The 19,942-nt window shown below is 36.4% G+C and carries 21 protein-coding genes; 5 read left to right on the forward strand and 16 right to left on the reverse strand.

The features are described from left to right. Nucleotides 1-2 precede the first annotated feature (2 nt). From ACNFU2_RS18360 to ACNFU2_RS18425, 14 genes are all read right to left on the reverse strand, one after another. Nucleotides 3-1,502 (reverse strand): sodium:solute symporter, encoded by a 1,500-nt coding sequence (locus ACNFU2_RS18360; protein ID WP_418122608.1) that lies wholly within the window; start codon nt 1,500-1,502, stop codon nt 3-5. A 109-nt stretch (nt 1,503-1,611) separates the two neighbouring features. Further along, the gene (locus ACNFU2_RS18365) at nt 1,612-1,896 is read right to left on the reverse strand and encodes a GNAT family N-acetyltransferase (protein WP_172283936.1); all 285 of its coding nucleotides are present in this window, start codon (nt 1,894-1,896) and stop codon (nt 1,612-1,614) included. Nucleotide 1,897: 1 nt separating this feature from the next. Continuing rightward, nucleotides 1,898-2,296 carry an OsmC family protein gene (locus ACNFU2_RS18370; RefSeq protein WP_172283938.1) on the reverse strand — a complete coding sequence of 133 codons (399 nt, stop codon included), beginning with the start codon at nt 2,294-2,296 and terminating at the stop codon, nt 1,898-1,900. Next, nucleotides 2,296-2,514 carry a (4Fe-4S)-binding protein gene (locus tag ACNFU2_RS18375; protein WP_273650800.1) on the reverse strand — a complete coding sequence of 73 codons (219 nt, stop codon included), beginning with the start codon at nt 2,512-2,514 and terminating at the stop codon, nt 2,296-2,298. The genes ACNFU2_RS18370 and ACNFU2_RS18375 overlap by 1 nt, the downstream gene beginning before the upstream one ends. Beyond that, nucleotides 2,514-3,092 (reverse strand): TMEM175 family protein, encoded by a 579-nt coding sequence (locus ACNFU2_RS18380; protein WP_172283941.1) that lies wholly within the window; start codon nt 3,090-3,092, stop codon nt 2,514-2,516. Before ACNFU2_RS18380 ends, ACNFU2_RS18375 begins: the two co-directional genes overlap by 1 nt. Then, a complete protein-coding gene (locus ACNFU2_RS18385; RefSeq protein WP_273650801.1) occupies nt 3,092-3,625 on the reverse strand; it encodes an NADPH-dependent FMN reductase in 534 nt (177 codons plus the stop codon). Before ACNFU2_RS18385 ends, ACNFU2_RS18380 begins: the two co-directional genes overlap by 1 nt. A gap of 33 nt (nt 3,626-3,658) precedes the next feature. Continuing rightward, a complete protein-coding gene (locus ACNFU2_RS18390; RefSeq protein WP_273650802.1) occupies nt 3,659-4,558 on the reverse strand; it encodes a pirin family protein in 900 nt (299 codons plus the stop codon). A gap of 62 nt (nt 4,559-4,620) precedes the next feature. Next, complete coding sequence (locus tag ACNFU2_RS18395) at nt 4,621-4,938, reverse strand: GNAT family N-acetyltransferase (RefSeq protein ID WP_172283947.1); 318 nt, start codon at nt 4,936-4,938, stop codon at nt 4,621-4,623. Nucleotides 4,939-5,060: 122 nt separating this feature from the next. Continuing rightward, on the reverse strand, nt 5,061-5,936 hold the full coding sequence (locus ACNFU2_RS18400; protein WP_172284185.1) for a pirin family protein: 876 nt from the start codon (nt 5,934-5,936) through the stop codon (nt 5,061-5,063). 117 nt (nt 5,937-6,053) lie between these two features. After that, complete coding sequence (locus tag ACNFU2_RS18405; protein ID WP_172283949.1) at nt 6,054-7,454, reverse strand: MFS transporter; 1,401 nt, start codon at nt 7,452-7,454, stop codon at nt 6,054-6,056. Between the two features lie 233 nt (nt 7,455-7,687). After that, nucleotides 7,688-8,497: a hypothetical protein gene (locus ACNFU2_RS18410; RefSeq protein ID WP_172283951.1), complete on the reverse strand. Its 810-nt coding sequence runs from the start codon at nt 8,495-8,497 to the stop codon at nt 7,688-7,690. 216 nt (nt 8,498-8,713) lie between these two features. After that, a complete protein-coding gene (asnB, locus tag ACNFU2_RS18415; RefSeq protein WP_273650803.1) occupies nt 8,714-10,387 on the reverse strand; it encodes an asparagine synthase B in 1,674 nt (557 codons plus the stop codon). Nucleotides 10,388-10,709: 322 nt separating this feature from the next. After that, nucleotides 10,710-12,374: a GLPGLI family protein gene (locus tag ACNFU2_RS18420; protein ID WP_418122614.1), complete on the reverse strand. Its 1,665-nt coding sequence runs from the start codon at nt 12,372-12,374 to the stop codon at nt 10,710-10,712. A gap of 195 nt (nt 12,375-12,569) precedes the next feature. After that, on the reverse strand, nt 12,570-13,775 hold the full coding sequence (locus tag ACNFU2_RS18425; protein ID WP_273651084.1) for an RsmB/NOP family class I SAM-dependent RNA methyltransferase: 1,206 nt from the start codon (nt 13,773-13,775) through the stop codon (nt 12,570-12,572). A gap of 219 nt (nt 13,776-13,994) precedes the next feature. Between ACNFU2_RS18425 and ACNFU2_RS18430 the strand changes: the two genes are divergently transcribed. Further along, nucleotides 13,995-14,339 (forward strand): zinc ribbon domain-containing protein YjdM, encoded by a 345-nt coding sequence (locus ACNFU2_RS18430; RefSeq protein ID WP_273650805.1) that lies wholly within the window; start codon nt 13,995-13,997, stop codon nt 14,337-14,339. A gap of 367 nt (nt 14,340-14,706) precedes the next feature. On the opposite strand, the gene ACNFU2_RS18435 is transcribed toward ACNFU2_RS18430, so the two are convergent. Further along, nucleotides 14,707-15,642, reverse strand: coding sequence for a sulfate/molybdate ABC transporter ATP-binding protein (locus tag ACNFU2_RS18435; protein WP_418122617.1), 936 nt, complete (start codon nt 15,640-15,642; stop codon nt 14,707-14,709). Between the two features lie 75 nt (nt 15,643-15,717). Here ACNFU2_RS18435 and ACNFU2_RS18440 point away from each other — a divergent pair, with 75 nt between their 5' ends. Beyond that, nucleotides 15,718-16,377 carry a YceI family protein gene (locus tag ACNFU2_RS18440; RefSeq protein WP_172283961.1) on the forward strand — a complete coding sequence of 220 codons (660 nt, stop codon included), beginning with the start codon at nt 15,718-15,720 and terminating at the stop codon, nt 16,375-16,377. A 130-nt stretch (nt 16,378-16,507) separates the two neighbouring features. Further along, nucleotides 16,508-17,518 (forward strand): phenylalanine--tRNA ligase subunit alpha, encoded by a 1,011-nt coding sequence (gene pheS / locus ACNFU2_RS18445; protein ID WP_172283962.1) that lies wholly within the window; start codon nt 16,508-16,510, stop codon nt 17,516-17,518. Nucleotides 17,519-17,563: 45 nt separating this feature from the next. Here the strand turns inward: pheS and ACNFU2_RS18450 are convergent, their stop codons facing one another. Continuing rightward, nucleotides 17,564-18,334, reverse strand: coding sequence for a DUF3108 domain-containing protein (locus ACNFU2_RS18450; RefSeq protein ID WP_172283964.1), 771 nt, complete (start codon nt 18,332-18,334; stop codon nt 17,564-17,566). A gap of 150 nt (nt 18,335-18,484) precedes the next feature. On the opposite strand from ACNFU2_RS18450, the gene ACNFU2_RS18455 reads away from it, so the two are divergent. Both ACNFU2_RS18455 and ACNFU2_RS18460 read left to right on the forward strand, forming a co-directional pair. Next, entirely contained in the window at nt 18,485-19,540 is a 1,056-nt protein-coding gene (locus ACNFU2_RS18455; protein WP_172283966.1) for an NAD(P)/FAD-dependent oxidoreductase, read from the forward strand. Between the two features lie 12 nt (nt 19,541-19,552). Further along, nucleotides 19,553-19,882, forward strand: coding sequence for a 2Fe-2S iron-sulfur cluster-binding protein (locus ACNFU2_RS18460; RefSeq protein ID WP_172283967.1), 330 nt, complete (start codon nt 19,553-19,555; stop codon nt 19,880-19,882). The last annotated feature ends 60 nt before the right edge of the window (nt 19,883-19,942 follow it).

Genomic DNA, 19,942 nt, shown 5'->3' on the forward strand with positions numbered 1-19,942 from the left:
TTTTATTTTTTTCTGATGATTAAAAGCCCCAGGAATGTTAATAGTCCGTTGATGATCAGTAATTCCAGTCCTATTTTAAAGTCTCCGAAAATAGACGTCTGATACTTATCAATAAAATAGGATATAATAGGTGCTGCAATACAAACATAAGGAACAAGTTTGTCTTTAACCTTGTATGTAGTAAAAATACCAAAAGCGAAAAGTCCTAAAAGAGGGCCGTATGTAAATCCTGCTAATTTCAGGATCAATCCGATCATGGAATTATCATTGATGATCTTGAAAATAATTACCATAACCAGGAAAGAAAGCGCTACCAGAAGGTGAACGTTTTTACGGAATTTCTCCTTTTTATGATCTGTCCATTCTTTCTTTTCCTTCATTCCAAAGATATCAATACACAAAGAGGAGGTAAGCGCTGTCATGGCTCCGTCTGCACTTGGAAATAAAGCTGAAATTAAAGCAATGATGAAGATAATTGAAATAAACCCGGGCATATGGTTTAATGCCACTTCAGGGAAAATCTTATCTCCAAAAATATCTTTCCCGTTCAGTATAAACTCCTTTTTGGGGATACTATCTACAATGACCTCTGTAAGGTGACCTCCCTGGCTTTCTCCAAAAAGATAAAGAAGGCCTCCCATATACAGGAACAATGATATTACTCCTAACAAAATAAATCCTAAGGTTACCATATTTTTCTGAGAATCCTTCAGCTTCGTTACGGAAAGGCTTTTCTGCATCATTTCCTGATCGATTCCGGTCATGGTGATGGTAATAAATGCTCCCGCAAGAATCTGTTTGATAAAGAACCCCGGAGAATTAAAATCCATTTCAAATATTTTCGTATAACCTTTACTGCTCATGGCACTCAAACTTTGTCCAACGCTAAGATCCAGGTGGTTCAGCATGTAGATGGTGCAGATAATCAGTCCCAGAAGCATACAGGAAGTCTGCAGGGTATCGGTCCACACAATGGTCTTTACTCCTCCTTCATAGGTATATAAAATAATCATAGCCAGAATGATGAGAGTGGTCACAATGAACGGAACTCCTAAGCTGTCCAATATGGTTACCTGTAGGATATTGACAACCAGGTACAATCTTGCTGTAGCTCCTACCAACCTTGAAACAATAAATATCCAGGCTCCAGATTTGTAAGAAAGCTGTCCCATTCTCTGCTGAAGATAGCCGTAGATGGAAGTGAGTTTAAGGCGGTAATACAAAGGAAGTAATACATATGCAACGGTAATATACCCGATAAGATAGCCCAGGGTTATCTGCAAATAAGAGAAACTGTCTTTGCCCACAGCTCCGGGAACACTCACAAAAGTTACTCCGGAAAGTGAAGTGCCTATCATTCCAAAGGCAACAAGCATCCAATTACTTTTACGGTTTCCAATGAAGAAACTCTCGTTGTCACTTCCTTTACCGGTTTTATAAGCTACCCAGAGAAGCAGCGCAAAGTATACAACGATAATGGACAGTAATATAATTGGAGACATATTTTTGTAATTAAAATTTTACAAATATAGTTTTTTTATGTTCTGATAAAAAAGAAAAACCTTTCAGGGATCTGTCCTGAAAGGTTTTTCATCTGCCTTTTCCTGTTAACTAGACTACGACGTCCTGAAGATCTTCGTTTTTCTGGAAAGTAGCTTTCGCAAAAGGACAAAGTGCAATTATTTTTTTGCCTTGTTTTCTTGCGAAATCTACCGCCGCTAAAACCATTTCTTTGCCAACGCCTTTTCCGTTGTAAGCTTCCTCTACTTCCGTATGATCAATAATGAATCTTTCGTCTCCTGCCCAGGTGTATGTCATTAGCCCGGCGCGGTTTCCGTCTATGAAAGCCTCAAAACTTCCGTGTTTTTCGTCGTTGTTTTGTTTTACCTCTATCATATTATGAAAATTTGGTTAATATTTCTATATCGTTTGTTAGTATCTTATGTATCGGACACGCATCAGCAATCGTATGCAGCCTTTTCAATTGTTCGTCATCGAGGTTGGTTCCTTCAAAGCTGATATCTCTTTTAAAAACAGCTCTTTTGGTAAGGGGGAAATTTTCCAGATCAACCTCTACGTTGATTTTTTCCACATCCCATTCCTTCCTTTCAATATACATTCTTAAGGTTGCAGCAGTACAGCTTGCCAAAGAAGTGGCAAGAATTTCAAAGGGGTTGAATCCTTTGTTTTGCCCTCCTTTATCTAAAGGTTCATCCGTGATGATTTTATTTTCACCGGCTACTACTTCTGTATAGTATTTTGTTTTTCCTAAACTTGCTTTTACTGTTACGCCCATTATTTTTCAGTATTGATTTTGTAACTCAATGCCCCGGAAGGACATTGTTCTATTTGATTGATGAGTTCCTGAGTTGTTGCGTTTTCTACCTTGATCCATGGTCTGTCCTTTGGATTATAAACCTGGGGTAACATTTTTACACAAACTGCAGAGTGGATACATTTCTTAGGCATCCAGACTACGGTAAGATCTCCGTTGGTATATTCGTGTGTTTCCATTATTCTTCTTTTAGTAATTTTTCGATTCTTCTGTCCGGAATCAGCCATATAAGAGCAACAATGTAATAAAAACATAGAGCAATATAAGGATAAAAAAATGAAGTCGCGATTCCGGATATATAAAATACAATTGAAATATATTCCTTAAACCTGGAATGGATGGCTTCTTTTAGCTTTGAATTCTCTCCCTCACAGCGGACAATTAAGTTTTCCATAATTGTATAGGCTATGGCGCACATGAACAATCCTATTCCATAGGCAGCAACCGGGTTTTTAGCGAAATGTGTAGTACCTATCCATTCCGTAGCAATCGGCATTAAAGAGAGCCAGAACAGTAAATGCAAATTTGCCCAAAGAATAGTTCCGTTGATCTTTTTGGCTGCCTGGAACAAGTGATGATGATTGTTCCAATAAATTCCAACATAGATAAAACTAAAGACATAAGCCAGAACTTTTGGGATAATCGGTTTGAGACTTGCCCAGCTGTCACCTTCCGGTACTTTAAGTTCCAGTACCATAATGGTAATGATAATGGCTAAAACACCATCACTGAACGCTTCCAGTCTTCCTTTGGTCATCAGTTTGTAATCTCTGTTTTAAAATTTTTGATTTTTTCATTCAGCTCTTTGAGCATATCCGGATTTATGACACCACTTTCCAGATCAAAGTTTTCATAGAATTTCGGTAAGGAGAATGTTTCCTTAATATCCGCTGCGAACTGGGGGAAGAACGTTTTGGCTGTATTCATTACATTTCCACCACCATAACCACCCGGTGAGGTGCTCATGAGAAGCATGGGCTTGTTCTGAAAAACCTTCACATTAATCCTTGAAGCCCAGTCAAATATATTTTTAAAAGCAGCGCTGTATGATCTGTTATGTTCGGCCAGGGAACAAATAATAACATCACAGTCTTCGATTCTTTTTAAGAATTCATGTGCAGCATCCGGGAATCCTTTTTTTTCAAGATCTACAGAAAAAACAGGCATTGTATAATCATTAAGGTCAATTAAATTAATATCTTCATTTTGAAAATCCTTCAAAACAAATTTAACCAGTTCTCTGTTGATAGAGGTGGAAGAGCTACTTCCCGCAAATGCTAATATTTTCATGGTGTCTTGTCGTTATAAAATTTCTGTCCGGAATTATTTTCTGTTCAGAATTGCTTTAGGAAGCGGAACAAATTCGTCCTCATCTCCTGGAACTAAAGGAAAGGCATCGTGGTTCTGGTCATTCCAGTTTACTTTAGCCTGATCAATTACTTCTCTATCCGAATTTACAAAATTCCAGAATATAAAGCGCTCTTCTTCAAAGGGTTCGCCTCCAAAAAGATAGACGGTTGCATTTTCGCTCATTTCAAACTCACATAGCTTGGTGTCCTTTGCAATAAGCAATTGTTTCGAGCCATAGGTGTTTCCTTCGATATTTACAGTGCCATCCAGAACATACATGGCCGCTTCACCGTACAAGTCCTGTCCGATGCTGATTTTTTGTGCCGATTTTGTTTTTATCTCAATGAAAAAAAGCTTACTATGAACGGGAACGGGAGATTTTTTTCCAAAGGCTTCTCCGGCAATTAGTTTGTAGTGGATGTCTCCATTTTCCCAAACCGGAAGTTCATCTGCCTCCGTATGATGGAACGTCGGTTCACTTTGCTCCAGATGTTTTGGAAGGCCTACCCAGATTTGAAAACCATGTAATTTTTTATCAGTTTCTCTTAAATATTCCGGAGTTCTTTCGGAATGTACCACTCCCTTTCCTGCTGTCATCCAGTTGACGGCTCCCGGTTTTATTTCCATGGCACTTCCGATACTGTCACGGTGAAAAATAGATCCCTCCAGAAGATAAGTTAAAGTGGATAATCCGATATGGGGATGAGGTGGTACATCAAGATTTTGATAATCTTTTAATTCTGACGGTCCCATGTGATCTATAAAAACAAATGGGCCTACCGCTCTTTTTTCACGGAAAGGTAAAAGTCTTCCGACTAAAAAGTTTCCTATATCTGCGGCTTTTTCTTCTATGATAAGTCCAATATTTGACATAATTATGATTCTTTACGATTGCTGGTGGTTATTTAATTAAATTATTTAGCTTTTTTTAGATATTAAAGCTGGTCATATCTTTCAAACGTTACGTCCACAATGCGTTTCCATTCCGGATGTTTTTTAATGTAAGCAAAAACATAAGGACAAAACGGGAGTAATTTTTTAAGACTTTCTTCAATGTAAACCAATGTTTTCTCTACAACTGCTACGGCGGCTCCGGTACCTGCCAATTCTGGGTCAGCCTCCGTATGAATTAAAATGATCTGACTGTCGGTTTCACGGTAATCAATGAAAGCAAAATGGCCATTTACTTCAATTTCGAATCTCTTTTTTGATTCATTTTTTACAAGTGGAATATTTTCAAATTCTGGTTTCATTGTTTAAATTTTTGGCTGTATACTTAAAAAGTAAAAGTATTATGTTAAAGGTAATAAAAAAGCAATAATTAAATAACCGACTTAAGATTAAGATTATTTAATTATTGCCAAATTCTGTATGGTTAATCTTCTAAATATCCGAATTTTCCGGTATTGAAATCTTCAAAAGCCTGCATGATTTCCTCTCTTGTATTCATTACAAAAGGGCCATGCGGGACAATGGGTTCATTGATTGGCTCTCCACTAATGATCAGTACCACTGCGTCTTCACTGGCTTCAATGCTAAATTCCTCTCCTTTGTTTTCAAATAATACCAATTGATCGGTTTTTGCTTTTTCATTTCCATTCACAATAATACTCCCTTCAATGATAAGGGCAGCAGTATTAAAGTGAGCAGGAAAATTAAAATCAGCTTTTCCGCCGGATTTTAATTTTGCGTTCATCATGTGTACTGGAGTGAAGGTATTTGCAGGTCCTTTATTTCCTGCATATTCTCCGGCGATCACCTCAATAAACCCGTTTTCTTTCAGATCAACGATCTTCATATCGGAGTTTTTGATGGCCTGATATTTAGGTTTGCTCATTTTATCCTGCGCTGGAAGATTCACCCAAAGCTGAACCATCTGAAAGATTCCACCGGTTTTAGACCATTCTCTTTCGTGGTATTCTTTATGTAAGACACCTCTTGCAGCGGTCATCCACTGAACGTCTCCCTGACCAATTATACCACCACCTCCCGAACTATCGTGATGTTCTACTTTTCCCTGATACGCTATGGTTACGGTTTCAAAACCTCGGTGCGGATGTACTCCAACTCCTCTTGGTTTCTCAGATCCGTTAAAATGGAATTTTGAATTATAATCGAGCATAATAAAAGGATCCATTCTTTTCATATCTAATCCTGATGCACCGGGTATAAAATTATGAACTCTGAACCCATCACCTACAAAATGGGCAGGCTTTGGAGATACTACGATTTCTACTTTTTTAGTTGTCATCATAATGTTGATTTTTTATAATAACAAAAATAGAGTAGATAAGAATCAATTGCATTGATCTGTGTTAAGTTCGGATCAGATTGGTTTTCATGACTTATTATAGTCGAAATAATAGGGTTACTCCTTTGATTTCATATTCTTGCCATCTGAAATATGAAGTCTTCGGAATACCAATCCGGATAATATTGTGAGAAAACCAACTGTAAGAAAAGTATAGCGGAAAGCATTATGGATTTCTCCTTTAATAAGATCGGTACTTTCAAATATTTTTAGAACAATAAGACCAAAAGCAATTCCAAAACCAATGGCGAGCTGTTGATTTACAGATATTAATGAATTACCGCTGCTGGTCTGGAAATTTCTTAAATCAGCAATCGAAATGGTATTCATGGAGGTGAATTGGATAGAATTGAAAAAGCCTAAAACCGCTATGATCGGGATGAACCATAGAAGATTCGTATGAATATCAGGAATGGCCAGCATGCATATTAATGTTCCAATGACGAATGTATTAACCATTAACGTCTGACGGTAACCAAATCTATCCAGGATTTTAATGACTGATGATTTTCCGAGTATAGCTGTCAGAGCCATGGGAGCAACGATCCAGCCAGACGTAACTGCTGTTTGTTTATAGGCGATTTGTATCATCAGGGGAAGTAGCAAAGGAACAGCACTGATTCCTAGACGGGTAGCCAGATTTCCTACAATTCCCACACGGAAAGTTCGCACCTGGAAAAGATTTAAAGGAAATATAGGATTTCCTTCCTTTTTTGCATGTTTATAGTAATAATATAGAAAGAGAAATCCTAAGATAAAGATCAAAAGAACCGGTGTTATATTCTGAAGATCCCCAAAAAGTTCAAGAGAAATGGATAGCAGGAGGGAGGCTGCGGCAAAAATCATAAAACCTTTGAGATCGAAATCAACGTCCTTCGATTTGTAATTAGGCATGTACTTAATTCCCAGAATAATCCCTAAAAAGCCAATTGGGATATTAATAAGGAATATCCAGTGCCAGGATAAATAATCCACCATATAACCACCAACCAACGGCCCCAATACAGGACCGATAAGAGCGGGAATGATAGCGAAATTCATAGCTTTTAATAATTCACTTTTATCAAAGGTTTTAATGAGGGCTAATTTTCCAACGGGTGTCATTAAACTGCCGCCCACTCCCTGGATAACTCTTGAAATAACAAGGTGAGTGAGGTTTTGCGATAATGCACAGAATAAGGAACCCAGGCTGAAGAGAACCAGGGAGAAGATGAAAACTCTTTTTGTTCCGAATCTGTCTGCCAAAAAGCCGCTCGCAGGCATGAAAACTGCCAGAGTCAGAACGTAGCTGATTATGGCGTTTTGCATATTGAGCGGAGACTCTTTTAGATCTTTGGCAATAGAAGGTAAAGAAGTGTTCAGAATTGTAGAATCAAGCATCTGCATGAAAATAGCGGTAGCAAGAATCAGTGGAAGGATTTTTTTAATCGACGTTAGAGATGAATTTGTTTCAGACATGTTATATCAGCTAGGATCTTTATATAATGTAGTCTTTCGATAAGTTTGTTATTCTGATCAGGCAATTGAAGGGATCATTCTGGAATAAAAATAAATGGATTGAACAGGTTTTTCCCTCTCTTCCGGCCATTATCTAATGTAATGTATTTTGAAACTTAAAAGACTTGTTTCTTAGATAAAGAAATATGTATAAAATTAAAAAAGTCCTGTGAGATTTCACAGGACTTTTTGATTTATTTTTTAGTTTTTTCTACTCCTTTCCATTCATCGCCGGCTTTTCTGTACTGGCTTAAAATGAAAGTTTTAAAATCTGTTGTTTTATACTCGATGTTATCTGTATTTTGCTCAAACGGCATGATGTAATAGTAATCCACATCTGTTTTATCTGTTTTGTTCCCTTTTTTTACAGAAGGAACATATTTTGAAAACTTATAGTTGGGAAGATATTGTTTTAGTGAAGCATAAAACTTTTTATCTTCTTCACTCGGAATAATATCTACAATTTTAAAATCATCTTTTTTCTTGTCTATCCAAAGGTAATAAGTCTTTTCCTCCTGAGTTTTTCTATTCAGGGAATTGAAGGCAAAAAGCTCTTTAGGTACCAGTTCCTTGATTTTTTCAGGATCTACCTTTGTGAAGTATTCACCCTGAGAAGGATCAACATACGTTTCAAGATTATACATTAAAACGGCATTGTTTTCAAAATTCTTATTCTTAAAGTATTGATTTAAAGATAATTCAGCTGTTTCGCGTAGTTCTTTTCCTCTGGCATCCAGCTTTTTGGTTGGATTCTGTGGGTTTACTTTTTTCACAAATTCATAGAGAACAACTGGCTTTACATCCTTAAGGTGCGGATAGGTTTTTAATTGTTCAGCTTTCGCAAGCCAGTAATATTGTTGATAATAATTTTCTTTTTCGTTGTCCTTTACAGTCTTATAAGTAAGTGCAAGTTTCTTTGAGTTAAGATATTTACCAAATTTACCCTGGCCAAAAGCAAAATTTATAGATAATAAAGCAAAAAAGATAGTAACGGTTCTTCTCATTTTATAATATTGATTTTTTCGTTTTCCAAATATAATTATTTATTAGATACTATTTTTGATTGTTAGTTAAAATCTGTTAATATTATTGATGTTTATTCAAAAGAAAATCCTGTATTGCTACAGGATTAATAAATTTTAGTTCCCAAGGGTTTGAAAGGTGAGTTGGAAAATTCTTTACCAGGGTATACAAAAACTCCTTTGATTATTCCCCAAATATTATCCCTCATAGGAAGTTTCGTGTACTTTTACAGCCCTTCCGCTTGGATCGTTCATTTTCTTAAAAGCTTCATCCCATTCCAATGCAATAGGAGTGGAACATGCCACAGATGGTACAGACGGAACTGTTGCTGCCGCCGTTTCACTTGGGAAATGTTCTTCAAAGATCGTTCTGTATCTGTATTCTTCTTTATTCTGAGGAGTGTTCAATGGAAATCTGAATTTTGCATTCGCCATCATTTCGTCCGTAACTTCTTTCTCTGCCACTTCACGCAAGGTATCAATCCATGAATAGCCTACGCCATCGGAGAATTGCTCCTTTTGTCTCCAGACAATAGATTCCGGTAGGATATCTTCAAAAGCTTTTCTTAAAATCCATTTTTCTATTTTGCCATCAGCGGTATCGATCATTTTATCTTTAGGGTTAATATTCATAGCAATGTCCATGAATTCTTTGTCAAGAAAGGGAACACGTCCTTCAATTCCCCAGCTCATCAATGCTTTGTTGGCTCTTAAACAATCATAAAGGTGAAGTTTTCCTAATTTTCTTACTGTTTCATCGTGAAACTCTTTGGCATTCGGAGCTTTATGGAAATATAGATATCCACCGAAAAGTTCATCAGAACCTTCACCTGATAGTACCATTTTAATCCCCATGGATTTGATTACTCTTGCTAAAAGATACATGGGAGTAGAAGCTCTTACGGTTGTTACGTCATAGGTTTCCAGATGATAAATTACATCGCGTATAGCATCTAGTCCTTCCTGAACGGTAAAATTAACTTCATGATGGACAGAGCCGATATGTTCTGCTGCTTTTTGTGCGGCTGCAAGATCAGGAGATCCTACTAATCCTACTGCGAAGCTATGCAGTCTCGGATACCATGCTTCCTGGGTATCTCCGCTTTCAATTCTTTGACGGGCAAATTTTGCAGTGATCGCTGAAATTACAGAAGAATCCAATCCTCCCGATAATAGTACTCCATAAGGAACGTCGCTCATAAGCTGTCTGTGAACTGCATCTTCTAATCCTTGTCTCAGTTTTTTTATATCGCTCTCATTATCCTTTACATGATCAAAATCGGTCCAGTCTCTTGTGTACCATTGTTGAAGCTCCATACCGTCTTTACTGTAAATAAGGTGTCCCGGTAAAAAGGTTTCAATGGTTTTACAAATTCCTTCCAGTGCTTTTAATTCTGAAGCTATATAGAAGTTGCCGTTTCTGTCCCATCCTTGATAAAGCGGGCAGATCCCCATATGATCCCGCGCGATGAGATAAATATCATTTTTGATATCATACAACGAAAATGCAAAAATACCATTAAGCTTTTCCAGAAAGTCTTTACCATACTTTTCGTAAAGTGCTAAAATAACTTCGCAATCGGATTGGGTTTGAAATTCATAGTTGGGAAATTCTTCCTTCAGTTCCCTGTGGTTATATATTTCTCCATTTACGGCTAAGACAATATTCCCATCTTTAGAAAATAAAGGCTGCTTTCCGGATGTAGGATCTACAATGGCTAATCTTTCGTGAGAAAACACCACTTTTTCATTTTGAAAAACTCCACTCCAATCCGGACCTCTATGACGGATTTTTTTTGACATTTCCAAGACCTGAGGTCTTAATATTTCTGTTTTTTGTTTCGCGTCAAACAAACATACGATTCCACACATTTTTTATCATTTATTTAGGAGCAAAAATAGACTTGTAATTTAAAAAAGAAAACATTAATTAAATATAAGTTAATATTTTCAATTAAATAATCTGTTTTAAAGAATTTAATTAATTAAATTGAATGATAAATATGATTTTGGTTAATATTTTTCTTACAGAAGAATACTATGCGTAGCTATACGAAATTAAAATGGGATATTTATTAATATATGGTAATTAATTATATGAATTTTTACTTTTACTTTGTGGCTCGAAATAATTTTTTTTCATCATTTGTGTTTTTACCTTCTTGTGATTAATATCACGAGAAGGTTTTGTTTTTTATTGAATTCCTAATAAAACCCCGGAAACATTCCATGAACTGAAACTTGTGCCCTCTGTAGGGCCTTGAGGAATTTTGATCTGGATATTGTGTTTTCCTGCCTTTAAATCTCCCAATGAAATAAATTCTGGATTCGTAATAGTCCCGGGACACCAGTTTGACCTGCTTAAATCTGATGAAGAGAGTCCATCCGGAAAATTTCCTGATGCAGGGTTATATAAACGGTATGAACCACAGTCTGTTCTCCATGGTGTAAAAGAGAAAATCATCTTTCCATCCACAAATATGGAATTGACTTTCGGAACGAACTCATCTCCGTTTTCCCATCCGCCATGGCCTGTCGTTATATAACGTAACTGCGCATTTTTCAGATCTTTTTTTAGAGTGAATTCTGCGAAGAGTCCTTTCGCGGCATTAAACATCGTGGAATAATCCTGTCCCGCCATTTCCATGATGTTGACGGTATTGAACAACGGAATTACAGTATTGTTTTTATAAACAGTCTGATCACTTTTATGAATCGTGATCTCCAGATTTACTGTATGTCCACCTTTATCATAGTTTCCTATAAAGGTTCCAATCCATAATTCTTTATCAGATAAAGAAGGCTTTAGTTCCGTAATATCCTGACGGTATGGACTGATTGTTTGCCAGTCTTTTCCTTTTAGCTGGATGTGGTTGAATTTTTGAATCCCAAACGCGGTAAAGAAGCGCATCATTTCAATGCTCGGATCATAGTTATCTGTAGGGATAATGCCATAATACTGCTTTCCATTTCCGTTTTCGTATACCGGAAGTGTTTTAGCACCTTTTTCCAGGCCATCAAAAAAGGATTGCGATTTATTCTGAGGAATAAAGAAAACGGTTCCTGTTCTGTCATAAGCATCACCATTGGATTGCTGTTTTAATTCAATGAAAACATTTTCTCCTTCAGATATCTTTGGAAACTTTACCTTTTTTAAGATAATTGTTCCATTTGCAAATCTTTTTATCTTTTCGTCGGATTTGGATTCGTCCGAGAAGTTGATCGTTTCGTTTTCAAAAACTTTCAAAGTAGTAAAGCGGCTTTTCCAAAGCTGGTCTTTGTAACCTAAAAGATCTGTAGAGGTAATGGGTCCTTTAATGATATCCGCAATATTGGTTTTTTTTACTTTTTTAATAGAAGTGGCAGTAATTAGAGAATTTTTATTTCTTTCAATTTCCAGAACCAATCCCAGGTTTTGTCCTAGCACTGAAGGTCCGCCACTTATCTTTAAATCTCCTGTGTACCAGATTTCTATGGTGTTGGAGTTGATTTTAGTGACAGCCTTCCGGCAGGTGTAGCCGAGAATTTTTTTTGTTTCATTGGTTAATTCAAAGGTCTGTCTGGCTACTGATTCTTTATCGGCAGTAGAAATAATCTCATCAGGCTTTAAAAACCCGTATGATACAATTGTATTTGAAGGTTTTTCAATTTTTGTAATTTCAAACGGATATTCGCTCTTTTGTTCCCTGATAGAGTTATTAAGGATGAAGTTTTCACTGCTGTTAACCCATATAAAAGTCGGTGACTGTTCTGTCTGTATTTTTCCGTTGTAAGAATTGGTATACTGTATTTCATAGGTTTGGCCAAATGAAACATAATACAGAAAAGCAAAGAAAGCAAATAAAAGTCGTTTACACATGTGCGGGTGGTTTATCACAAATATACAATGTCTTACAAATGTCTACCTGTAAATTCAATGGCATTTCATGAATAGGTATTCCAAGGATACCGAAATGTTACGAATATTGAGAAATTTTTTTTGATTAATGATGTATTGTAAAAAAAAACTACTCCAGAAAATGGAGTAGTTAGTATATTGATAATGTAAGGCTGGTTAGGCTAACCTTTCTATAAGAGCCATATAGAATCCGTCATATCCTTCGCTAGGCATTACTTTTTCGTCTTTAATAAGTTTGAAGTCCGGGTTGTTTTTAAGAAATTCCTTAACCTGTCCGGTGTTTTCAGAAGGTAAAATAGAGCACGTGGCATACACCATTTTTCCACCTTTTTTAAGGATTTTAGAATAATCCTGAAGGATCTGTTGTTGTTCCAGTTTGATTCTATCAATGAAATCCTGGTCGATTTTCCATTTACTGTCAGGATTTCTTTTTAAAACTCCTAAGCCTGAGCAGGGAGCATCAATAAGAAGCCTGTCTGCTTTTTCGTGAAGACGTTTGATCACTTTATTGTCCGCGATCATACGGGTTTCAATATTATGAGCGCCTGCTCTTTTGGCACGGCGTTTTAGTTCTGCTAGTTTCCATTCAAAGATATCCAAAGCGATGATCTGTCCTTTATTTTGCATTAGTGCTGCGAGGTGAAGTGTTTTTCCTCCTGCTCCTGCACATGCATCAACTACTCTTTGTCCTTCTTTTACATCAAGGAAATATCCTATTTTTTGTGAAGAAGCATCCTGAACTTCAAATAATCCTTCTTTAAAAGCTGTTGTTAAAAAAACATTCTTTTTTTCTTCCAGCTGTACAGCGTCCTGATAATTTCTCACGGTAAAAGAGGCGATACCTTCATCAGATAGATCAGAGATCAGTTCTCTGGGCGTTGTTTTAAGAGAATTTGCTCTCAAAACAGTAGGAGCCTGCTCATTTAAAGCTCTCATTTCCTTTTCCCAGCCAGCGCCTAATTCTTTTTCAAGGGTTTCAGCCAGCCATTCAGGAATAGAGTGTTCAATAGCTCTTGTAGGAACAGTATCTTTTTTTAGCTTTGTAATGATATCAGCGATTTTTATCCCGTCGAACTCTTCAAACTTTTTATAGTTTGTTTTGCTCCAAAGTAAATAAGCAAGAATGAGTTTGTATATGTTATTCGGTTTTACACCTTCTCCCATATAATACTCCAAACGCTTTTTCCAGCGGATGATATTGTAAAAAATCTCAGAAACAACGGCTCTGTCCTGACTTCCCCATTTTCTGTGAGCCTTTAAAAGTCTTTCAATAACTTTATCAGCGTATTTGTTTTTTTCAAAAAATGTCTCCTGTAGGGCATCGTGAATTCCGATTGCCAGGTTTCTGTGAATAAGTTCCATAATTGCTTCTGCTGTTTTCAATCTGCAAAAGTACAAATTATAGTTGAGATTTGAGATTGATGAAGGAGATGGGAAACAGGAGGTACGATAGATGTTGATAGTTAATACATAAATAGATAAATAGGGTGGGTGATTTTTCTCCAGATACCTGATTTTATCTCTACACCTTTCTGTTGACTTGATCCTTTAAAAAACTCTACCTTTGCAAAAAATTAAAATATGAGTGATATTGTTCTTTGTCCGAAGTGTGGTTCCGAATTTACTTATCCTAGTGACAACATGACGGTTTGTTCCCAGTGTTTTTATGAATGGAATGCTGATGAGGCAGCTGCGGAAACAGCCAATGAAGGTAAAATACTTGATTCCAATGGAAATGAGTTACATGATGGTGATTCTGTAGTGGTTATCAAGGACCTGCCGGTAAAAGGAGCTCCAAAACCTGTAAAAGCGGGAACAAAGGTGAAAAATATCCGCCTGAGACCTGATAGTGACCATAATATCGATTGTAAAATTGACGGCTTTGGTTCGATGGCTTTGAAATCAGAGTTCGTGAAGAAAGCATAAAACCTGATAATATATTCATTGATGCGTCTTTAGGGACGCATTTTTGATATATAAGAAGTTATAAGAAACAAAAAAAGGAAAAGATTGGACAGTGTAATCTTTCAAAGACTAGATTGCAGGATTCTGCTAATGTTCGTCCAGGAGGCAGAAAGAGAATTAACCAAAAGTTTCCTTATGCTATAGAATTACAAATGTAATAAAAAGTTTTAAAAATGAATTTCCGGAATCCGGACTTTTATCCACAAACTAACAATGAGCATATTAAGGATATGTTAATTTTTTTGGAAAAATCACCGAATCCCAAATTTACCTTTTATACTTTATACATATAATAATTTTGTTTTTTCCGCCATTTAGCAGTTCGGCTTTATGCAAAGACAATTTTTACGGGGCCTTCAATTTTGCTGTTGGTATATAACACGAGATCCTTTTCCTTTGCTCTTACTTTATTCCAATAATGGTTACCGGCAAACCTGCTTTCCAAAACTTCTGCATCCATGCCGTTTTCCGAAACTTTAATTTCATGCGGGTAATAGGAAAATTTAGAGATCCCAAAATTCTTCATTTCATGATCGGTGAAAATATTTACTTCCCCAAAAAGTTTAGCAACATAAGGATTGTAAGGTTCTTTATAAGTTTCTTCCGGATGGGTGTTTTGGATCAGTCTTCCACTTTGAAGAACAACGATCTGGTCTACCCAAGGTATAATATCCTGAAGTTCATGAGTTGAGATGATTAAGGAAATGTTATGTTGCTTTACATACCTGAAAAGCCTTTCCCGAAGTTCTATTTTTCTTGGAAAATCAATATTACTAAACGGTTCGTCCAGGATCAGGAGCTTAGGCAATATAGACAAAGCACGCGCAATAGCCACTCTTTGCTGCTGTCCGCCACTTAAATTTTTTGGGAAAACATCAGCATATTCCTGCAGGCCTACTACTTCAAGAAGTTCATGAACGGTTTCTCTTTTTTTTGATAGATTGATATTTGAAATAAACTTACCCACATTGTCTGCAACGGTGGAATAAGGCATCAGGTCAAAATTCTGTGCAACAAATTTCATTTGAGGTTCTCCGGGAACAAGATTGCCTTTCGGGCCCATAAGTGGAGTGCCGTCAAAAATAATTTCACCGCCTTCCCAGTCTAAAAGTCCATAAATTAAATTTAATAATGTAGATTTTCCACAGCCGCTTTCACCGGCCAGGGCAATGATTTTCCCTTCCTCAAATCGTATATTGAGGTTTTGAAAAAGAGGCTGGTCTTTACGATGTGAAAAATAAAGATTGTTTATCTCTAATAGCATATTACAAATGTAGTATTTTTAAAAAAGAATTATTTTTTTTATTATCTTAGCGAACGTAATAAAAAAATATCAAAAATGAGAAAAAAACTGTTTTATTTCGTTATCCCTGCCGTTTTTGCTACAGCTGTTGTTGTTTCTTGTAAAAAAGACAAACCGCTTACAAGTGAAAGTAATGATGTTACGACAACAAAAGAAGGTGCTCAATATGCATTGGATACTTTAAATAGTAAAATAGAGTGGAAGGGGTATAAAGTCTTCAAATCTGAAAGTACAAGCCATTTCGGAACAATTAAGTTTGAAAGTGGTGATCTTACAGTGAAAGACGGAAAATTAGAAAGTGGAAAATTCGTTGCTGATATGAATTCATTAACATCTGTGGATTTAAAAGATGACGCAGAGCAATTAGGAAAACTGAACGGGCATTTGAAAAGCGGGGATTTCTTTGAAGTTGAAAAATTTCCAACTGCTTCTTATGAAATTACTAAAGTTACACCGGCAGCTGAAGGTGATTATAATACTTTATTGGATGGTAATTTAACCATTAAAGGAATTACCAAGCCGCTTCAGCTTAAAGCTAATGTGTCTGTAAAAGAAGGTGAAGTAACCGTAGCTACTGAACCTAAAGATATTAAAAGAGAAGAGTTTGGTGTGAAATTCCAGGCTCCTGCTGAAAACGGAGTGATTAAAGATGAGGTAACTCTTCAGATCAACGTTAAAGCTTTAGAAAAGAAATAATTTTTTTATTTAAGTGAAATAAGTGATTGAAGTCTGCCTCTGAATAAGGGGCAGATTTTTTATGATAAAATAAGAAAGTTTTTAAACTGAAAAATCGTATTTTTGCAAAACATTTTGAAAGGGTAAAATAATGATAGAAAAGATAGAAGAACTACTCGTTGAGGTAAATAACTTCAATACTACATCTAAAGAGGAGATCGAAAATTTCCGAATCAAGTATAATGGTAAGAAAGGAGTTCTAAACGATTTTTACGAAACATTAAAGGAAGTTCCAAACGATCAGAAGAAAGAATTCGGACAGAAAGTGAATTCTTTAAAACAGGCTATTGCCATAAAATTAGAAGATCTGAAAAGCGCTTCTGAATCTTCAGTCGTAGTAGAGAAAGATGATCTTACAAAACCTGCTTTTCCCTTGGAGCTGGGATCGAGACATCCTATCAACCTGGTGAAGAACAGGATTATTGAGATCTTTAAATCTATTGGTTTTGCGGTAGCTGATGGGCCTGAAATTGAAGACGACTGGCATAACTTTACGGCACTTAACCTTCCTGAATATCATCCGGCAAGAGATATGCAGGATACTTTCTTTATTGAACAAAATCCTGATATTCTTTTGAGGACGCATACTTCTTCAGTGCAGATTCGTTATATGGAGGAAAACCAACCCCCAATAAGAATTTTATCTCCGGGAAGGGTTTTCAGAAATGAAGCGGTATCTTCACGTTCTCATTGTATTTTCCATCAGATTGAAGGGTTATACATCGATGAAAATGTAAGCTTTGCGGATTTGAAGCAAACCATCCAGTTTTTTACTACTGAACTTTTTGGAAAGTCCAAAATCAGAATGAGACCTTCTTATTTCCCTTTCACTGAACCTAGTGCTGAAATCGATGTGTACTGGGGATTAAACTCTGAAACGGATTATAGAATTACTAAAGGAACAGGCTGGCTGGAAATTATGGGTTGCGGTATGGTGGATCCGGCTGTTTTAAAAAATGTAAATATTGACCCGGAAAAATATTCAGGGTATGCTTTCGGAATGGGTATTGAGAGGATTGTAATGCTTCTTTATCAAATGAGCGATATCAGAATGTTCTTTGAAAACGATATCAGAACTTTAGAACAATTTAAAACACTATAGAAAAAGCCTCCGTTAGGAGGCTTTTTTATGTTTTTTAGTGGCTTTTTATTTAGAAAACCTTAAAGGGTACTTTACATTTTTAAAATCGTCGATACTTGCTTTTAAAGAACCGACAGCTAATTCAGCTTTAAGTAACATAGGAACGTGATTAGCATCATTAGAAACCCACATGGTTACTCCCTCTTTATCTTTAAATACTCTTCCACTCATTACTGACGGAACGATTTTTAAGCAATTGATGACTCCGAACTTTGTCTTTAAATTTTCGGTACCTACAACTCTTAAACGAAAAGGAAACATTTCATCATCAATCCAGACATTCATATTAATTACCGTACCCACTTTAAGCTCCGTCTGGCTTTGGCTTCTGAGGTAATAAAAACAAGAAAGCATATCCTGTATTCCTTTTACAGACTTGATTACTTTGGAGCCGTTAGCCGGTGTTTTTTTATCCGTCAGGATCAGTGTATTGTTGTCATGGTTGAACACAGTTTCAAAATGTTGGCGATAGCTTCCTTCTTTTACATTTCGAACGTAGAAACTGGGAAGTCCTGTCTGTATATCAATGAAACTCTCATAAAGATCATCCACTTTAAAAAAAGCTTTTACAGCACCGGAGGTTTGTCCCGTTCCTTTTACATAGAGGTGGGGAGCTCCTTTGTAAGTTGTTTTTTGAGTTGTAAGCGTTGCATTTCCGGCAGTTAGTATTCCGTAATGAATCCTGAAAGTAATAGATTCGCCATCTGCTATATTATCAATCTGGCCAAAACCGAGAAAGAATACGAATAATGCAATGATATTGAGAATTTTCTTCATAATATGGTTTTTACAAAAACGCTGCCAAAATTAAAATTTTTCTATTTTACCCGTTATTTGATAAATCTCAGGTTTTTATTTAGACTCAATTAAATCAGCTTCGCGTTAAAATTAGTAAATTTGCAGTTATATGTAAAATTAAATTTTATTATGATTACTACCGACATATTGATTATAGGAGCCGGACCAACTGGACTTTTCGCAGTGTTTGAAGCAGGTTTGCTTAAAATGAAATGCCATATTATAGATGCACTTCCACAGCCGGGAGGTCAGCTTGCCGAGCTTTATCCTAAAAAGCCTATTTTCGATATTCCGGGTTATCCTTCGGTAAATGCCGGTGATCTGGTAGATAATTTAATGGAGCAGATCAAGCAGTTTCAACCTGGGTTTACTTTAGGCGAAACGGCGGTTACGCTTACAAAAGTAGATGAGGAATGGTTTGAGGTTGTTACGAATAAAGGAACGGTTCACAGAGCGAAAGCGGTTGCTATTGCCGGTGGATTAGGAACTTTTGAGCCAAGGAAGCCTACCATCGAAAATATTGCAGATTACGAAGAAAAAGGTGTTGAATATTTTGTTAAAGAGCCTGAACACTTCAGAAATAAAAAAGTGGTTATTGCAGGAGGTGGAGATTCAGCATTGGATTGGAGTATTTTCTTATCTAATGTTGCCAGTGAAGTGACTTTGATCCATAGAAGAAATGAATTCAGGGGAGCGTTGGATTCCGTAGAAAAAGTTCAGGATTTAAAGAACCAGGGAAAAATAAAATTAATTACCCCTGCCGAGGTTACTGCAATAAAAGGAGAAGGAAAAGTTTCAGCGATCACCGTTCAGGTAGATGGTGAAGAAGCTCATGATATTGAAACGGATTATTTTATTCCTTTATTCGGTTTAACTCCAAAGTTAGGAGATATTGCCAACTGGGGGCTGAATATTGAAAAGAATGCCATCGTTGTAAACAATGCGCTGGATTATCAGACAAATATTGACGGAGTTTACGCTATTGGTGATATTAATACATATCCGGGTAAATTAAAATTGATCTTATGTGGTTTCCATGAAGCAACATTAATGTGTCAAAGTGTTTATAACAGATTGAACCCTGGGAAAAAATATGTTCTTAAATATACTACTGTGAGTGGAGTAGACGGGTTCGACGGAAGCCGTAAAGAAGCAGAAAAAGCAGTTGTGAAAAAAATTGACTAATTTTGCAAAATTATGTCAGATATCAATATAAAAATTACCGATAGGGAAGGTGTAACGCACGATGTTATTGCACCAACGGATATGTCTATGAATTTAATGGAAGTTATCCGTTCTTATGAATTAGCAGAAGAAGGAACAATCGGTGTTTGTGGAGGAATGGCTATGTGTGCTTCCTGCCAGGTGTATGTGATCAATGATCCGGGCTTAACTGAAATGGGAGATGAAGAAGATGCTATGTTAGCTGAAGCTTTCCATGTGAAGGAAAACAGCAGATTAGGATGTCAGCTGCACATCGTGGAAGATATGGAAGGGCTTGAAGTAGAGATTGCTCCTTATCCTTAGAAAATTTTTAACTTAAAAATATAAAAGTCCTGAAATTTTTTTTCAGGACTTTTTTATGTA

Origin of the sequence: Chryseobacterium sp. PTM-20240506 (genome assembly GCF_048296755.1) — a bacterium.
Classification (GTDB): Bacteria; Bacteroidota; Bacteroidia; order Flavobacteriales; family Weeksellaceae; genus Chryseobacterium; species Chryseobacterium proteolyticum.

Excerpts from the sequence above, each read along its gene's own strand:
- ACNFU2_RS18395 (WP_172283947.1), bottom strand. The coding sequence starts at position 4,938 with ATGAAACCAGAATTTGAAAATATTCCACTTGTAAAAAATGAATCAAAA.
- ACNFU2_RS18440 (WP_172283961.1), top strand. The coding sequence starts at position 15,718 with ATGAGAAAAAAACTGTTTTATTTCGTTATCCCTGCCGTTTTTGCTACA.
- ACNFU2_RS18390 (WP_273650802.1), bottom strand. The coding sequence starts at position 4,558 with ATGTCAAATATTGGACTTATCATAGAAGAAAAAGCCGCAGATATAGGA.
- ACNFU2_RS18360 (WP_418122608.1), bottom strand. The coding sequence starts at position 1,502 with ATGTCTCCAATTATATTACTGTCCATTATCGTTGTATACTTTGCGCTG.
- ACNFU2_RS18375 (WP_273650800.1), bottom strand. The coding sequence starts at position 2,514 with ATGGAAACACACGAATATACCAACGGAGATCTTACCGTAGTCTGGATG.
- ACNFU2_RS18380 (WP_172283941.1), bottom strand. The coding sequence starts at position 3,092 with ATGACCAAAGGAAGACTGGAAGCGTTCAGTGATGGTGTTTTAGCCATT.
- ACNFU2_RS18430 (WP_273650805.1), top strand. The coding sequence starts at position 13,995 with ATGAGTGATATTGTTCTTTGTCCGAAGTGTGGTTCCGAATTTACTTAT.
- ACNFU2_RS18460 (WP_172283967.1), top strand. The coding sequence starts at position 19,553 with ATGTCAGATATCAATATAAAAATTACCGATAGGGAAGGTGTAACGCAC.
- ACNFU2_RS18385 (WP_273650801.1), bottom strand. The coding sequence starts at position 3,625 with ATGAAAATATTAGCATTTGCGGGAAGTAGCTCTTCCACCTCTATCAAC.
- ACNFU2_RS18425 (WP_273651084.1), bottom strand. The coding sequence starts at position 13,775 with ATGGAACTTATTCACAGAAACCTGGCAATCGGAATTCACGATGCCCTA.
- ACNFU2_RS18370 (WP_172283938.1), bottom strand. The coding sequence starts at position 2,296 with ATGGGCGTAACAGTAAAAGCAAGTTTAGGAAAAACAAAATACTATACA.
- ACNFU2_RS18410 (WP_172283951.1), bottom strand. The coding sequence starts at position 8,497 with ATGAGAAGAACCGTTACTATCTTTTTTGCTTTATTATCTATAAATTTT.
- ACNFU2_RS18365 (WP_172283936.1), bottom strand. The coding sequence starts at position 1,896 with ATGATAGAGGTAAAACAAAACAACGACGAAAAACACGGAAGTTTTGAG.
- ACNFU2_RS18420 (WP_418122614.1), bottom strand. The coding sequence starts at position 12,374 with ATGTGTAAACGACTTTTATTTGCTTTCTTTGCTTTTCTGTATTATGTT.
- asnB (WP_273650803.1), bottom strand. The coding sequence starts at position 10,387 with ATGTGTGGAATCGTATGTTTGTTTGACGCGAAACAAAAAACAGAAATA.
- ACNFU2_RS18435 (WP_418122617.1), bottom strand. The coding sequence starts at position 15,642 with ATGCTATTAGAGATAAACAATCTTTATTTTTCACATCGTAAAGACCAG.
- ACNFU2_RS18400 (WP_172284185.1), bottom strand. The coding sequence starts at position 5,936 with ATGACAACTAAAAAAGTAGAAATCGTAGTATCTCCAAAGCCTGCCCAT.
- ACNFU2_RS18405 (WP_172283949.1), bottom strand. The coding sequence starts at position 7,454 with ATGTCTGAAACAAATTCATCTCTAACGTCGATTAAAAAAATCCTTCCA.
- pheS (WP_172283962.1), top strand. The coding sequence starts at position 16,508 with ATGATAGAAAAGATAGAAGAACTACTCGTTGAGGTAAATAACTTCAAT.
- ACNFU2_RS18455 (WP_172283966.1), top strand. The coding sequence starts at position 18,485 with ATGATTACTACCGACATATTGATTATAGGAGCCGGACCAACTGGACTT.
- ACNFU2_RS18450 (WP_172283964.1), bottom strand. The coding sequence starts at position 18,334 with ATGAAGAAAATTCTCAATATCATTGCATTATTCGTATTCTTTCTCGGT.